Origin of the sequence: Microlunatus capsulatus (genome assembly GCF_017876495.1) — a bacterium.
GTDB classification, from domain to species: Bacteria; Actinomycetota; Actinomycetes; order Propionibacteriales; family Propionibacteriaceae; genus Microlunatus; species Microlunatus capsulatus.
Genome location: NZ_JAGIOB010000001.1, coordinates 41,731 through 55,084, shown reverse-complemented (window position 1 = coordinate 55,084; position 13,354 = coordinate 41,731). Strand labels below are relative to the sequence as shown.

15 protein-coding genes and 1 riboswitch are annotated in these 13,354 nt (G+C 78.0%); of the genes, 1 reads left to right on the top strand and 14 read right to left on the bottom strand.

Going from position 1 to position 13,354, the window contains the following annotated elements; genetic code table 11:
- Positions 1-5: 5 nt before the first annotated feature.
- Together JOF54_RS00305 and JOF54_RS00300 are read right to left on the bottom strand one after the other, a co-directional pair.
- Positions 6-686, bottom strand: a complete 681-nt coding sequence (locus tag JOF54_RS00305; protein ID WP_210051907.1) for a class I SAM-dependent methyltransferase — start codon at positions 684-686, stop codon at positions 6-8.
- A 67-nt stretch (positions 687-753) separates the two neighbouring features.
- On the bottom strand, positions 754-1,128 hold the full coding sequence (locus JOF54_RS00300; RefSeq protein WP_210051905.1) for a hypothetical protein: 375 nt from the start codon (positions 1,126-1,128) through the stop codon (positions 754-756).
- A 385-nt stretch (positions 1,129-1,513) separates the two neighbouring features.
- Between JOF54_RS00300 and JOF54_RS00295 the strand changes: the two genes are divergently transcribed.
- A complete protein-coding gene (locus tag JOF54_RS00295) occupies positions 1,514-2,500 on the top strand; it encodes a dioxygenase family protein (RefSeq protein ID WP_210051903.1) in 987 nt (328 codons plus the stop codon).
- Between the two features lie 31 nt (positions 2,501-2,531).
- Here the strand turns inward: JOF54_RS00295 and JOF54_RS00290 are convergent, their stop codons facing one another.
- The 12 genes from JOF54_RS00290 to JOF54_RS00235 form a co-directional block, all read right to left on the bottom strand.
- A complete protein-coding gene (locus JOF54_RS00290) occupies positions 2,532-3,542 on the bottom strand; it encodes an ABC transporter substrate-binding protein (protein ID WP_372443501.1) in 1,011 nt (336 codons plus the stop codon).
- 151 nt (positions 3,543-3,693) lie between these two features.
- On the bottom strand, positions 3,694-4,539 hold the full coding sequence (locus JOF54_RS00285; protein WP_210051899.1) for an IucA/IucC family C-terminal-domain containing protein: 846 nt from the start codon (positions 4,537-4,539) through the stop codon (positions 3,694-3,696).
- A 43-nt stretch (positions 4,540-4,582) separates the two neighbouring features.
- Positions 4,583-4,769, bottom strand: a riboswitch (cobalamin riboswitch).
- A gap of 84 nt (positions 4,770-4,853) precedes the next feature.
- Positions 4,854-5,813 (bottom strand): ABC transporter substrate-binding protein, encoded by a 960-nt coding sequence (locus JOF54_RS00280; RefSeq protein ID WP_210051897.1) that lies wholly within the window; start codon positions 5,811-5,813, stop codon positions 4,854-4,856.
- On the bottom strand, positions 5,806-6,624 hold the full coding sequence (locus JOF54_RS00275) for a siderophore-interacting protein (RefSeq protein WP_210051895.1): 819 nt from the start codon (positions 6,622-6,624) through the stop codon (positions 5,806-5,808). The genes JOF54_RS00280 and JOF54_RS00275 overlap by 8 nt, the downstream gene beginning before the upstream one ends.
- Before the next feature lie 125 nt (positions 6,625-6,749).
- Entirely contained in the window at positions 6,750-6,965 is a 216-nt protein-coding gene (locus tag JOF54_RS00270) for a hypothetical protein (protein WP_210051893.1), read from the bottom strand.
- A gap of 113 nt (positions 6,966-7,078) precedes the next feature.
- A complete protein-coding gene (locus tag JOF54_RS00265) occupies positions 7,079-7,927 on the bottom strand; it encodes an alpha/beta fold hydrolase (RefSeq protein ID WP_210051891.1) in 849 nt (282 codons plus the stop codon).
- A gap of 215 nt (positions 7,928-8,142) precedes the next feature.
- The gene (locus tag JOF54_RS00260; RefSeq protein ID WP_210051889.1) at positions 8,143-8,577 is read right to left on the bottom strand and encodes a (2Fe-2S) ferredoxin domain-containing protein; all 435 of its coding nucleotides are present in this window, start codon (positions 8,575-8,577) and stop codon (positions 8,143-8,145) included.
- A gap of 83 nt (positions 8,578-8,660) precedes the next feature.
- A complete protein-coding gene (locus tag JOF54_RS00255; protein WP_210051887.1) occupies positions 8,661-9,188 on the bottom strand; it encodes a flavin reductase family protein in 528 nt (175 codons plus the stop codon).
- Positions 9,185-9,742, bottom strand: coding sequence for an NADPH-dependent FMN reductase (locus JOF54_RS00250; protein WP_210051885.1), 558 nt, complete (start codon positions 9,740-9,742; stop codon positions 9,185-9,187). The genes JOF54_RS00255 and JOF54_RS00250 overlap by 4 nt, the downstream gene beginning before the upstream one ends.
- The gene (locus tag JOF54_RS00245; protein ID WP_210051883.1) at positions 9,739-11,478 is read right to left on the bottom strand and encodes a dipeptide ABC transporter ATP-binding protein; all 1,740 of its coding nucleotides are present in this window, start codon (positions 11,476-11,478) and stop codon (positions 9,739-9,741) included. The genes JOF54_RS00250 and JOF54_RS00245 overlap by 4 nt, the downstream gene beginning before the upstream one ends.
- Positions 11,475-12,383 carry an ABC transporter permease gene (locus JOF54_RS00240; RefSeq protein ID WP_210051881.1) on the bottom strand — a complete coding sequence of 303 codons (909 nt, stop codon included), beginning with the start codon at positions 12,381-12,383 and terminating at the stop codon, positions 11,475-11,477. The genes JOF54_RS00245 and JOF54_RS00240 overlap by 4 nt, the downstream gene beginning before the upstream one ends.
- Positions 12,380-13,354, bottom strand: a complete 975-nt coding sequence (locus JOF54_RS00235) for an ABC transporter permease (protein WP_210051880.1) — start codon at positions 13,352-13,354, stop codon at positions 12,380-12,382. The genes JOF54_RS00240 and JOF54_RS00235 overlap by 4 nt, the downstream gene beginning before the upstream one ends.

Genomic DNA, 13,354 nt, shown 5'->3' with positions numbered 1-13,354 from the left:
CGGGCTCAGCGCAGCCGGCGCACCCGCAGCACGTGGTCGTGGGTGTGGTGGGCGCCGGCGCCGCCGGGCGGCGCCACCCGCGGGCGGTCCTCGTCGACCTCGACGGCCCAGCCGTCGTCGAGCAGGCGGCGCACCGAGCCCGGGCCGACGTAGTCGTCGGGGTCGAAGCCGTGCGCGCGGGCCGTCGCCTCGTCGACACCGGCGTGGTGCACCAGGAGCAGCAGGCCGCCCGGGGCGACGGCGCCGAGCAGCGCCCGCTCCCCCGCGGCGTCGGGCGTCGCCGGCAGGGCGGGGTACTGGGCCGAGACGAGGTCGAAGCCGGTCAGCCCCGCTGCCGCCTCCACCAGCCCGGCGTGCACCCAGCGGGCGTCGACGCCGGCGTCGCGGGCGTGCGCCGCCGCCCGGGCGAGGGCCACGCCCGAGACCTCCAGGGCGGTGACGTCCCAGCCGCGGCCGGCGAGCCAGACCACGTCCGCCCCCTCCCCGCAGCCCACGTCGAGCACCCGGCCGGGCGGGAGCGCGGCCACCTCGGCCACCAGCGCGCCGTTCGGCGCCCCGCTCCACAGCCGGGTCTCCCCCGCGTAGCGCTCGTCCCAGGCGTCCCGGGCCCCGGGGTCTCCGCGGTACGGGTCACGGGCAGGCCCGGACGGCTCGGGGGTGGGTCCGGAGGTGTCGGGGTCGCGCACGCCTCCAGGGTGTCCCCCGCTCCAGCGGACGGCCAGCCCCGTTGCCGGTCCGGCAACGACCGCGGGCTCAGCCCCCGTCGGCCGGCGGGCGCCGCGGGTCGGGGCGCCCGGGCTCGGGGACCACCGGGTCGGCGAGCGCGGTGGTGTCGTCGACGGCCTGGTCGAGGTCGCGCTCGAGCTGCCGGATCCGGCGCTGCAGCGCCTCCCGCTGCTGCTCGAGCCGCTCCTCGCTCGTCGGCCGGGTCACCAGCTGGTGGACCCCGTCGACGGCCCAGGTGCCGCCGGCGATCGCCAGCACCAGCGGCCAGCCGAGCAGGACCGCCGCCGTGTCGCGGGGACCGGCGACCGTCTCGTGCCGGAGGTGCCACAGCACGCGCGCCGTCACCGCGCCGGCCAGCAGGTAGCCGAGCACGCCCAGGATCACCAGCAGCATCGGGTCCACCCGCCGATCCTCGCAGCCGGGGCGGCCACCCGGGCGGACCGCCCCCGGCCGGCCGCATCCGCAGGCCGGTCGGGCGGCGAACCCGGACGCCGGGCCGGAGGCACCCGCCGACAGGGGCTGACCGGGCTGCGGCATCATCGCCCTTCCCGACGCCTGCGGGCGCCCGACCGGTCAGGACCGACGTGCAGACACTCGTGGCCTTCGCCTCCGACGCAGCCGTGCCCGCCGAGCGGGTGGAGGCGGGCCGCCGGCTGCTCGGGGCCTGACCGCCCCCGGCCCGTCGTCGTCCGGAGCCCTCACAGCGGGCGCACAGCCCGACCCGGGTCGGTGGACAACCGCGCTCCCTACGGTCAGGGCACACCCGACCGACGACCCAGGAGCGACCGTGCCCAGCCAGCCCCACCCCAGCCCGACCTACGAGGGTCGCCCCCTCGACCGCACCGAGGAGGAGCTGACCGACCAGGGGCTCCCCTTCGACGTCGTCACCCTGCTCAGCCGGCGGCGGCTGCTGCGGGCGGCCGGCCTCGGCGCCACCGCCGTCACCCTGACCGCCTGCGGCGCCACCGCCGCGACCTCCGGGTCGCCGTCGGCGGCGGCGGGCGCGCTGGCCGAGATCCCCGACGAGACGGCCGGGCCCTACCCCGGGGACGGGTCCAACGGGCCGGACGTGCTGGAGCAGTCGGGCATCGTCCGCCGCGACATCCGCTCGAGCTTCGGCGACGCCGACGGGACCGCCGAGGGGGTGGCGATGACGCTCCAGCTGGACCTGGTGGACCTCGCCGACGGGTCGCCGTTCACCGGCGCCGCGGTCTACGTCTGGCACTGCACGCGGGAGGGCGGCTACTCGCTGTACTCCGACGGGATCACCGGGGAGAACTACCTGCGCGGGGTCCAGGTCGCCGACGACGACGGCGCCGTGACCTTCACCAGCGTCTTCCCCGGCTGCTACAGCGGCCGCTGGCCGCACGTCCACTTCGAGGTCTACCCCGACGTCGCCAGCACCGCCGACGCCACCGCGGCGATCGCCACCTCCCAGGTCGCGCTGCCCGAGGACGTCTGCCGGCAGGTCTACGGCACGGACGGCTACGCGGCCTCGGTGGCGAACCTCGACGGCGTCAGCCTGGCCGACGACAACGTCTTCGGCGACGACGACGGGGCGAACCAGCTGGGCACGGTGACCGGCGACGTCGCGGGCGGGCTGACGGTGCGGCTCGCCGTCGGGATCGACACCAGTACGCAGCCGGTCGCCGGCCAGGCTCCCGGTGGCGGCGCCGGCGGGCCCGGTGGCGCCCCGCCCTCCGGCGCGCCGTCGGGCGGACCGGGCGGCTCGCCGCCCAGCGGGGCCCCGACCGCGGGCTCCACGCCCGGCTGAGCGGCGACCCGCCGGCGCGACCGGTCCGGGCTCAGCCCAGGTCGAGCGCGGGGCGGACGGCGCTGGGCGGCACCAGCCCGGCCTGCTCGAGGCCGTGGCGCAGGTGCTCCGCGGCGTCGATGTTGAGCGGTCCGCTGGTCCACAGCGCGTAGGGCAGCGAGAGGTACCGCTTCTCCCGGACCGCCGGCAGGTCCCGGCTCGCCGGGTGGGTGGCCAGCACCCGCTCCTTCTCGGCGACGGTCTGGCCCGGGTAGTCGACGAAGACGATGTAGTCCGGGCGGGCGGTCGCCAGCCGCTCCCAGGGCACCTCGGTCCAGGTGTCCTCGACGTCGGCGAGCGCGTTGGTCCCCCCCGCCGCCTCGATGACGGCCTGCGGGCCGCCGAAGGCACCCGAGGAGAAGATCGCGTCGGTGCCGCTGTCGAAGACGAAGACCACCGGCTTCTCCGCCGGCTGCGGCGCCGCCCGGAGCGCGTCCAGGCGGCGGTCGGTGTCGGCGACGACGTCGGCGGCCGTGCCCGGGTGCCCGGTGATCGCGCCGATATTGCGCAGGTCGGCGCGGACCGCCTCCCAGGGGTCCATCGTGCCGCGGGTGCCGTCGGGCCGCCGGCAGCTCTCGCTCAGCACGTAGCCCGCCACCCCCCGCTCGGCGAGGGTCTGCGGCGTCAGGTTGGTGGAGTCGCTGTAGCCGTAGTTCCAGCCGGCGACGACGACGTCGGCCCGCGCGGCGACGACGTTCTCCATCGTCGGGTACTCGGCAGAGACCAGCGGGAGCCGGGAGACGACGTCGCCGTACTTGCGGGTCAGCACGTCGACGTCGTCCTCGAGGCTGGTGACGGCGGCGATCTGGTCGGCGGCCCCGACGGCCAGGCTCAGGGCCGTCAGGTTGCTGTCGTTGACGAACATCCGCCGGGCCGGCGACGGGAACGTCGCCGGCGCGCCGCAGTTGTCGACCGTCACCGTCCCGGCGGGGCCGGTGGCGCTGCCGGCGGGCTCGGGCGGCGACCCGGCGGGGGCGCAGGCGACGAGGACCAGCGCCAGCAGCCCGACGGCGGCCGGGGCGGGCCGGCGCCGGGCCCGGCGGGCGGCGAGGGGTCGGGGGGCCGGGGGTCGGGACGTCACGGTGTGCTCCTGGGGCTGGGTCGGTGCGGGCTCGGCGGGGAGGGGGACGGCGGTGCAGCCGGGGTCGGCGGGGTCACGGCCGGCGGCCGGACACGGGTCCGGCGGCGGTCAGGCCGGGCCACAGCGGGGTCTCGGGACCGGGGTCGAGGCGCCGGACGGCGGCGGTGGTGCGGCGGTCGCGCTCGTCGGCGGGCAGGTCGCGGCACGAGGCGCAGGCCCGCGAGCCGCCGAGCCGGATCAGGCAGCAGGTGTGCCGGCGGTGGGCCAGCCGCAGGCCGTCGTCGGCCTCCACGAGGACGGGGCTCAGCAGCGGCCGGTGCGGCCAGGCCGGGGCGTCGAGCACCGCCTCCGCGAGGTCGGCGAACGCGGCCCGCCGCGGCGGCGCCAGGCTGCGGTGGACGGTGGCGAGGACGCCGGCGCAGGACGTGGCCACCGAGCCCCAGGCCAGCTTCGGGGTGATCCGGGTGGCGGCGGAGACGGCGTCGACGACCGGCCGGGCGGCCGCCACGACGGCCACGGCGACGTCGGCGGGGGCGGGGGCGACCGCGGCCACGGCCGCGTCGAGGGCGAGGCCGGCGGGCATCCCGCGCGCGTCCCACCACACCCACCAGCGGTCGGCGGAGAGGTCGAGCAGGGCACCGGTCCGCAGCCAGACGGGGAGGACGAGCGCCAGCCAGTCCCCGCTCCAGTGCTGCAGGGCGCAGGCCCCGCCGACCGCTCGGTGCGCGGTGCCGACGGCTCGGGCGTACCGGTCGGCGACGTCGGCCCAGGCCGGGACGTCGGCGAGGTCGGCGAACGTCCGCCAGGGCCGGTCCACCGGGTCGGCGCGCGGGTGCGGCCGGTGCAGGGGGGGCCGGACGGGGTCACGGGCGAGGGCGTCGAGGACGGGGTCGACGGCGGGCAGGGTCGGTGCGGGCACACCAGTCTCGTTTCGGTCGGGGGACCCAGGTCGCGAGGTCCTGACGGCGGACAGCGAGCCGGCAGGTCTTCGGACTCGGGATCACCCGCCGATGGCACCTTCCCAGGACCTCACCGGTCCCAGTGGTCTCACGCCACCCACGTCACCCTCACCGCTGCGCGCCAGCCCCGGAGTCCCACCGGGTTCCCTGTCACCCTCCCGGGTGCACGACCAGCTCGTACCGCCGAACCTAGCAGCCCCCGCCCCGCCGGACCCCGACCCATGACCGTGGCGGACCGTGCCGCGACATCGCGGCACGACCCACCACGATCCGCTCAGCTCTGCTCGAGGACCGCCTCGACCTGGTCCAGCACGGCCTGGCCGTCGAGGTAGTGCGCGGCGTAGTAGCTGGACAGCGGGACCTGGCGGGCCGCGTCGACGGTCCGGGTGAAGGCGGCCTGGCCGAGGGCGTCGGCGGTGCGCGGGTCGGGCCGGCCGGTGGCGTCGGCCAGGGAGAGGACGACGTCGGCGTCGGCGAGGCCGTCGTAGCGCTCGGCCGAGATCGGGGTGGTCGGGACGTCGGCGGGCGCCGCCGCTGTGAGCCGGGCGCCGAGGTCGGCCAGGACCACCCCGCTCCACGAGGTCGCCCCGTCGACGAAGACCGTGCCGTCGGTGCTGGCCCGGACGAGTGCCCAGGTGAGCCGGCCCAGCGGCTCGGCGTGCGTCGAGCGCAGCTCGGCGACCCGCGCGTCGTAGGCCCGGGCCAGCGCCTCGCCCTCGGCACGGCGGCCGACGGCGTCGGCGGCGCGGACGGCCCGCTGCTTCCAGTCCCCGGGGCTGCTCGCGGCGAACAGCGCCGTCGGGGCGATCGCGGCCAGCTTCTCGGGCAGGTCCTCGGCCAGGCCGGGGACCAGGGTGCCGAGGACGAGGTCCGGCGTCAGGGCGGCGATCGCCTCGTAGCGCAGCTCGGTGGTCGTGCCGACCTTGGTCAACGCGTCGTAGGCGGCCTGCTGGGCGGGCAGCACGCCCCCGACCGTCGCCTCCGCCGTCCCGACCGGGGTGAAGCCGACGTCGAGCAGCGCGTAGGTGGAGTAGAAGTCGGTGCAGACCACCCGGCGGGGCGCGCGGGGGATCTCCACCGGTCCGCGGGCGGACTCGACGGTCCGGGTGCCGCCGGCGGCCGTCGCGCCCCCGGGCCCCGGCGTCCCGTCCTCGCTGGCCCTCCCGCAGGCCGCGGGCAGCGTCGTGGTGCCGAGCAGCCCGCCCAGCAGGGCCCGGCGGCTGACCTCACTCATCGATCGCCCCGTCGGTGCGCCAGTAGCCCATGAACATCACCTGCTCGGGCGCCAGACCGCGGGCGCCCACGAGGTGCCGGCGGATCTGCGCGACCGTGTCCCGGTCGGCCGCGACCCAGGCGTACCCGAAGCCGATGTCGACGGGCAGCGCCCCGACGGCGGCTGCCAGCGCGGCCCCCGGGCGCCCCGGCACCGCGTCCAGCCAGCGCAGCACCACCCCGGGCGGGGTGCAGAGCTCGAGCCGCTCCTCCGGACCGGCCACCTCCACCAGGACGTCGGCCTGCGCGCCGGCGTCCAGCCGCTCGCAGATGGCCCCGATGGCCGGCAGCGCGGTGTGGTCGCCGGCGACCAGCTGGCGGCCGGCGTCCGGGGCGACCTCGTACTCGGCCCAGGCGGCGTAGAGCGCAACCCGGTCCCCCGGCGCGGCGGCGGCGGCCCAGCTGGAGGCCGGCCCGGACGGCTGGTGCAGGACGACGTCGACGTCCACCTCGCCCTCCTCGGGACGGGCCGTCCGGATCGTGTAGGTCCGCATGACGGGCCGGACGTCGACGGGCATCGCCCGCCACGACTCGTACCAGTCCTCGCGGTCCGGCAGCACCGGCCGCTCCTGTCCCGGGTGCGGCAGCAGCAGCTTGAACCGCTGGTCGGGGCCGTCGTCGCGGAAGCCGCGCAGCTCCTCCGAGGCCAGCGTCACGCGGACCAGGTGCGGGGTCAGCCGGCGGGTGCGCGCCACCACCGCCTCGTACATCCCCATGCCGACGTGCTCGGCCTTCGTGGCCCGGCTCGGCCGCCGGGCCGTCGCCTCCGCCATGGACGCCCTCCCTCGATCGGAACGGACGCCGGTGCGACACCCGTGCAGGTGAGGTTAGCCTGCCCTCACTCGGGCGCGGCCACGCCCGACCGGATCCCGGTCCGAGGGGGGATCCTCGAGGTCGGTCAGGCCGCGCCGGGGTCGAAGCCGGCGGTGCTGATCCGGGCCTTGAGCTCGGGCCAGCGGGCCCGGCCCGGGTCCTCGGCGTTGGCCTGGTAGCGCAGGTCGTCGGTCCGCCCGCGCACCCGCGGGCGCTCGGGCCGGGTCGTCGCGGCGGGGTCGGCCGACGGGCCGTCCGGCGCCGCGGGCCCGCCCCGGCGGGAGCAGGCCGGTGTCGTCACCGGCACACCCTGGACGACGCCGGTGAACGGCCGTGGTCCAGCGGGTCGACCGCGGGGGGCGGGCCGGTGAACGGTCACGACCGGCCGCGACCGGCGGCGCGCGCCCAGATCGGCTACCGCGCCAGCAGGCGCGTCACGACGGCCGCCGTCGCCGGCTCGAAGAGCAGGGTGGCGTGGTTGGCCTGCACCCGCTCCCAGCTGAGGTCGGGCAGGACCACCCGACCGGCGGCGACGGCCGCGTCGGAGAGGAAGGCGGGCCGGCCGTCGTCGGCCCCGCGGGCGGCGGCGAGCAGGTGGACCGGGGCGGCGCTCCCCCGGAGCACGTGCAGGTGCGGGGGCCGGGTGAGGCTGTCGACCGCGTCCGCGACGATCCGGCGGACGTCCAGCCGCGGCCGGAACCCGCCGGCGTGCGGGGCGAGGACCGCCTCGGACCAGGCCCGGAAGCCGGCGTGCAGGTCGGGGCGGTGGTCGGCCGCGCCGCCCTCGGCGGCCCGGGTGTAGCGCTCGACATCGGGCCAGGTCCGCACGAGCCGGCGCAGCTGGACGGTGAACAGCGCACGCACGACGAGGGGGCGCAGCAGGGCCGAGGGCTCGGGCGGCACACCGCCGTCGAGCAGGACGACGGCCTCCGCGCGGGCGCCCAGCTGCTGGACCACCAGCGGGGCCAGGAAGGCGCCCATCGAGTGGCCGACGACGACCAGCCGGCGCAGCCCCAGCGCGTCCACGGCCCGCACGACGGCGGCGGCGAGCCCGGGCAGGCCGGGCGCGACCGCCACGTCGACCGACCCGCCGCGACCGGGCAGGTCGGGGGCCAGCACGGGCACGCCGGGCAGCCGGGCGGCGAGGTCGGCCCACACCGCCGACGTGCTGGTGAGCCCGTGCAGGGCGAGGACGGCGGGCCGGTCGGGCGCGACGTCACCCCACGAGCGGACGGCGAGACCGGCGACCTGGGTGAGCGGCACACCCCGACGGTACGGGGCGGCTCGCGCCCGACCCGTCGCCGACCTCGACCACTCCGCCGCACCACGGGTGCATCCGTCCGCGTCCGCGCACCGGTAGAGGGCGACGACCGGAAGGGCTGTCCTCTCAACCCTCCCAGCCTGGGCCGCACCCGGACACGGGTCGGGTGCGGCTTGCCAGGCCCCGGTACCCACGGGCGCGGGGCTGTCACACCCCGTCAGCCCTCCAGGACCTCGTCCAGCTCCTGGCGGCTCTGCCGGCTGGGCCGGACGCGGGCGATGTCGACGAGGACGGGCGGCTCGGCGACGGCGGGTCCGCCGGCCGCGACCCAGGCGACGAGGTCGTCGGTGACGGCCGGGTCCAGCACGCCGCCGACCCACACGGGCTCCCCGCCCCGCTCGCGGCCCGCGCGGCCGGGCAGCACCACCACGACGTTCGCGTGCTCGCACGCGTCCAGGCAGGGGCTGGTCAGCACCCTCGCCGTCGTCCCCACCACGCCGGCCCGGAGCGCCCGCAGCTGGCCGACGTGGTCCGTGCCGGGGAACAGCGTCCGGTTGCCGCAGTCGCCGCCGCGGCAGACGACCAGGACGGGGCCCTCCGGCTGGGTGACGACGGGTCGCTCGCGCCCCGCCCGTCGGGACCGTGGGGGCATCGCGTCCCTCCGCTGCTGCTCGTCACCGCGGCCCCGGTCGGGGTCGCCGCCGGACCACCCTAGGGGCCCGCGTCCGACACGCGTCAGACCGCCGAGCCGTCGTCCACCCGGTGGTAGGCGCGGTCGTGGTAGACGAGCGGCGCGGACCCGTCGCGCTGCTCGGCCCGGGTGGCCAGGACGGCGACGAGGAAGCTCGACCCCACCGCTGTGCGCTGCAGCACCTCACCGCGCACCCAGGAGGGGACCCCGTCCACCACCGGCTCGCCGCTCGGCAGCCATTGCCAGGCGACACCGGCGAACCGGTCGATGCCGCTGGTGGCGAACCGGGCCGAGACGTCGACCTGCTCGGCGGCGAGGAAGTTGACCACCAGGCTGGTCGCCCGGGAGAGCGCCGGCCAGGAGGACGAGGTGCCGGCGACGGAGAACACCAGCACCGGCGGCTCGGCGGACACCGAGATGACCGAGGTGGCGGTGAAGCCGACGGGGCGGTCGCCGTCGGCCAGGGTGACGACGGCGACCCCGGCCGGGTGGCGGCGGAACACCGACCGGAAGGCCCCGGGGTCGAGCGGCTCGGCGGGGACCGCGCCGGGCGGCCAGGAGCGGGCGGTCACCGGTCGCTCCCCGGCACCGGGGCCGGCACCAGCCGGGCCAGCAGCGGGGCGGCCTCGTCGGCCCAGGAGGCGACCACGGCGTCGAGGTCGCCGAGCTGCGCCTCCGTCAGGGCCAGCGGGCGGGCGGGGACCAGCGCGCCGAGCTCGACGAGCAGCGGCCGCAGCAGGTGCTCGGCCGCGAAGGAGTGGGCGGGGCTGGCCGAGACCACGACGGGCACCGCGAGCACCCCCCGCAGCCCGCCCGTGGGGAGGCCGTCGAGGAACGCCTTGAGCAGGCCGGTGTAGCTGGCCTTGTAGACGGGCGTCGCCACCACCGCGACCGCCGCGCCGGCGAGCGCCGCCCGGTAGCGGTCGGCCGCGGGAGCCTCGGCAGCGAACAGCTCACCGGCGACGTCGGCGAGGTCCAGGGCGGTGGTGCCGCCGAGGTGGAGCCGGTCGGCCAGCTGGTCGGCGACCGTCCGGGCCACCAGCAGGGTGCGGGACCCGGGGCGGGGGTTGCCGGCCAGGGCGAGGACGCCCGGGGGCGGTCCGGAGGGGTCGAGCAGGGAGGTCATGGTCGTCGTCCTTCCGCCGCGGGGCGCGGCGCGCGGGGGGCGTGCGGGTCGGGGATGGCCGCGAGCAGCTCGCGGGTGTAGTCGGTGCGGGGGTCGGTGAAGATCTGCTCGGTGGGGCCGGACTCGACGACGAGCCCCGCCCGCATCACGGCGGTGCGGTGGGCGATCTGGCGCACCACCGCCAGATCGTGGGAGATGAAGAGGTAGCTGAGGCCGAGGTCGGCCTGCAGCCCGACGAGCAGCTCGAGGATCCGGGCCTGGACCGAGACGTCGAGGGCCGAGACGGGCTCGTCGCAGATCACCAGGTCCGGCCGCAGCGCGAGCGCGCGGGCGATGGCGACGCGCTGCCGCTGGCCCCCCGAGAGCTCGGCCGGCCGCCGGTCGGCGGCCGCCCGCGGCAGCGCGACCCGCTCCAGCAGCTCGGCGACGCGCTCGCCGCGCTCGCGCCGGGGGCCGACGCCGAACGCCCGGAGCGGCTCGGCGACGCTGTCCCCCACGCTCAGCCGGGGGTCGAGCGAGGCGTACGGGTTCTGGTAGACGAGCTGGAAGCGGCGGCGCAGCCGGCGCAGCCGCTCGCCGCGCACCCCGTCGACCTCCTCGCCGTCGAAGAGGACGCCGCCGCCGCTCGGCTCCACCAGCCGGGCGGCCAGCCGCGCCGTCGTCGACTTGCCGGAGCCGGACTCGCCCACCAGGCCGACGGTCTCCGCCCGGCCCACGACGAGGTCGACGCCGTCGACGGCGGCTAGCACGGCCTGGGCGCTGCCGCGGGGCAGCGGGTACTCCTTCCGCACCGCGCGGAGCTCCAGCAGCGGCACGACGCCGGGCGCGTCCGCCGGCCGCGGGGCGGCGAGCACCGGCGAGCCGGGGCCGGGCGCGGCGGCCAGCAGCTCCCGCGTGTACGGGTGCCGGGGCGAGGCGACGAGCGAGCGGGACAGGCCCTGCTCGACGACCTCCCCGCCCCGCATCACCACCACCCGGTCCGCCCGCTGAGCGGCGACGCCGAGGTCGTGGGTGATGAGCAGGACGCCGGTCCCGGTGTCGGCGCTGAGCGCGGCGATCCGGTCGAGGATCACCCGCTGGACGGTGACGTCCAGGGCGCTGGTCGGCTCGTCGGCCACCAGCAGGGCGGGTTCGGCGACGAGGGCGATGGCGATCAGCACCCGCTGCCGCATGCCGCCGGAGAGCTCGTGCGGGTACTGCCGGGCGCGCTCGGCCGGGCGGTCCAGGCCGGCGCGGGCGAGGGCGTCGACGGCCCGCTCGGCCGCCCCGGCGCGGTCGGCCAAGCCGTGCACCCGCAGCACCTCCGCCACCTGGTCGCCGACCCGCTGGACCGGGTTGAGGGCGGTCATCGGGTCCTGCGGGACGAAGCCGACCCGGCGGCCGAGCAGCCCGCGCGGCGGCCGGCGGCCCGGGGCCAGCAGGGCCTCGCCGTCGAGCGTCGCGGCGCCGGCGCTCACCCGTGCCGCGGGCGGCAGCAGGCCCAGCAGCGCGTGGGCCGTCGTCGACTTGCCCGAGCCGGACTCCCCGACGAGGGCGACGGTCTCCCCGGCGTCGACCTCGAGGTCGACGCCCCGGACGGCGGCGACGGCGCGGGCCCCGCTCCCGTAGGTCACCCGCAGCCCGGCGAGCCGCAGCAGGCTCGGGCCGCGCTCGGCAGGAGCCGCCGCCCGGCCGGGGACCGGGGCGGGAGCGGCGTCCGCGGCGACGTGCTCCCGCGCGGTCGTGGTGGTGGTCATGCGTCAGCTCCTTCTCGGCCGCGCTCCAGGGCGCGGGCGATGCGGTTGGCGGCGAGCACGGTGGCGACGACGACGAGCCCGGGCAGCGTGGTGAGCCACCAGCCGCTGCCCAGGAAGTCGCGCCCGGCGGCCACCAGGGAGCCCCACTCCGGCGTCGGCGGCTTGGCCCCGTAGCCGAGGAAGCTCAGCGAGGAGACCGCCAGGATGGCCGTGCCGAAGTCGAGCGCGGCGAGCACCAGCACCGGGCCGGCCGCGTTGGGCAGGACGTGCCGGAGCAGCACGGTGCGGCGCCGGACGCCCAGCGAGGTCGCCGCCTCCACGTAGACCGACTGCCGGACCCGGAGCACCTCGGCCCGCATGATCCGGGCGCAGCCCGCCACGCTGCCGAATCCGACGGCGATGGCCACGTTGACCGTGCCGGGGCCGAGCACCGTGATGAGGGCGAGCGAGAGCAGCAGGCTGGGGATGGCCAGCAGGACGTCGACGGCGCGCATCAGCACCGCGTCGAGCCAGCCGCCCGCGGCTCCGGCCAGCAGCCCGACGGCGGCGCCGAGGACCACCCCGACGGCCACCGCGATCAGGGTCGCCTGCAGCGACAGGGCGGAGCCGTGGACGACGCGGCTGAACAGGTCGCGGCCGATCTGGTCGGTGCCGAACCAGTGGGCGGCCGAGGGCGGCTGCAGCAGCGCCGTGGTGTCGGCCGCGTACGGGTCGGTCGCGGTGAGCAGGCCCGGCCCGAACGCCGCGACGACCACCAGGAGCAGCCAGAGCGCCGAGACCAGCAGGCCGGGGGCCAGCAGCAGGCGCCACCGTCCCCGTCGCCGGGACCGGGCGGGCTCCGGCTCGGCCACGGGCGGGACGCCACCGTCGTCCAGCAGGGCGGAGCGGGTGTCGAGGAGGCTCATGACGCCACCGCCGGGACCGGTCCGCGGGCCGGCCGGGTCACCCGTCGCATCCGCGGGTCGAGCAGCGGGTAGGCGAGGTCGACGGCCAGGCTGGCCGCGACCACCACCGCGGCGCCGAAGACGACGACGCCGAGCGCCAGCGGGATGTCCTGGGTGCTGACCGCGGTCGCGGTGAGCTGGCCCAGGCCGGCGCGGGAGAAGACCGTCTCGGTGACCACCGTGCCCGCGAGGAACTGCCCGACCAGCAGGCCGGTGATGGTGAACGTCGGCAGGGAGGCGTTGCGGGCGGTGTGCCGCAGGTGCACCCGCAGCCGGGAGGCGCCCTTGGCCCGGGCGGTGTCGGCGTAGGCCTCGGCGGCCTCGCCCCGCAGGCTGCGGGCGAAGACCTGGGCGACCAGGGCGCTGCCGAGGACGGCCAGGGTGACCGCCGGCAGAACGAGGCTGGCAGGGCCGTCGTTCCCGAAGGCCGGGAACCAGCCCAGCCCGAAGGAGAACCCCTGGAGCAGCAGCAGCCCGATCCAGAAGCTGGGCACCGAGACCCCCAGCGGGGGCAGGGACAGCAGGAGCTGGCGCAGCCAGCGGGTCCGGACGAACGTGGCGGTCAGGGCCAGCCCGCCGCCGACGACCACCGAGAGCAGCAGCCCGAGGGCCGCGATCTGGGCGGTCGGCGGGACGGCCTGCGCGATCGAGGCGGCGACGGGACCCGTCCGCGGCGAGGTGCCGAGGTCCCCGGTGAGGGCGGCGCCGAGGTGGTGCAGGTACTGGACGACCAGCGGCTGGTCGTAGCCGTACTGCGCGCGCAGCGCGGCCACCTGCTCCGGCGTCGCCGCGCTGTTGGCGACGTCCCCGCCGGCGGCGATGAGCGCCGCTGGGTCCCCGGGCAGACCGTACAGGACGAGGAAGGCCACGGTGTAGGCCGCCCACAGCACCAGGACGGCCTGGCCGACCCGGCCCAGCAGGTAGCGGGTCAC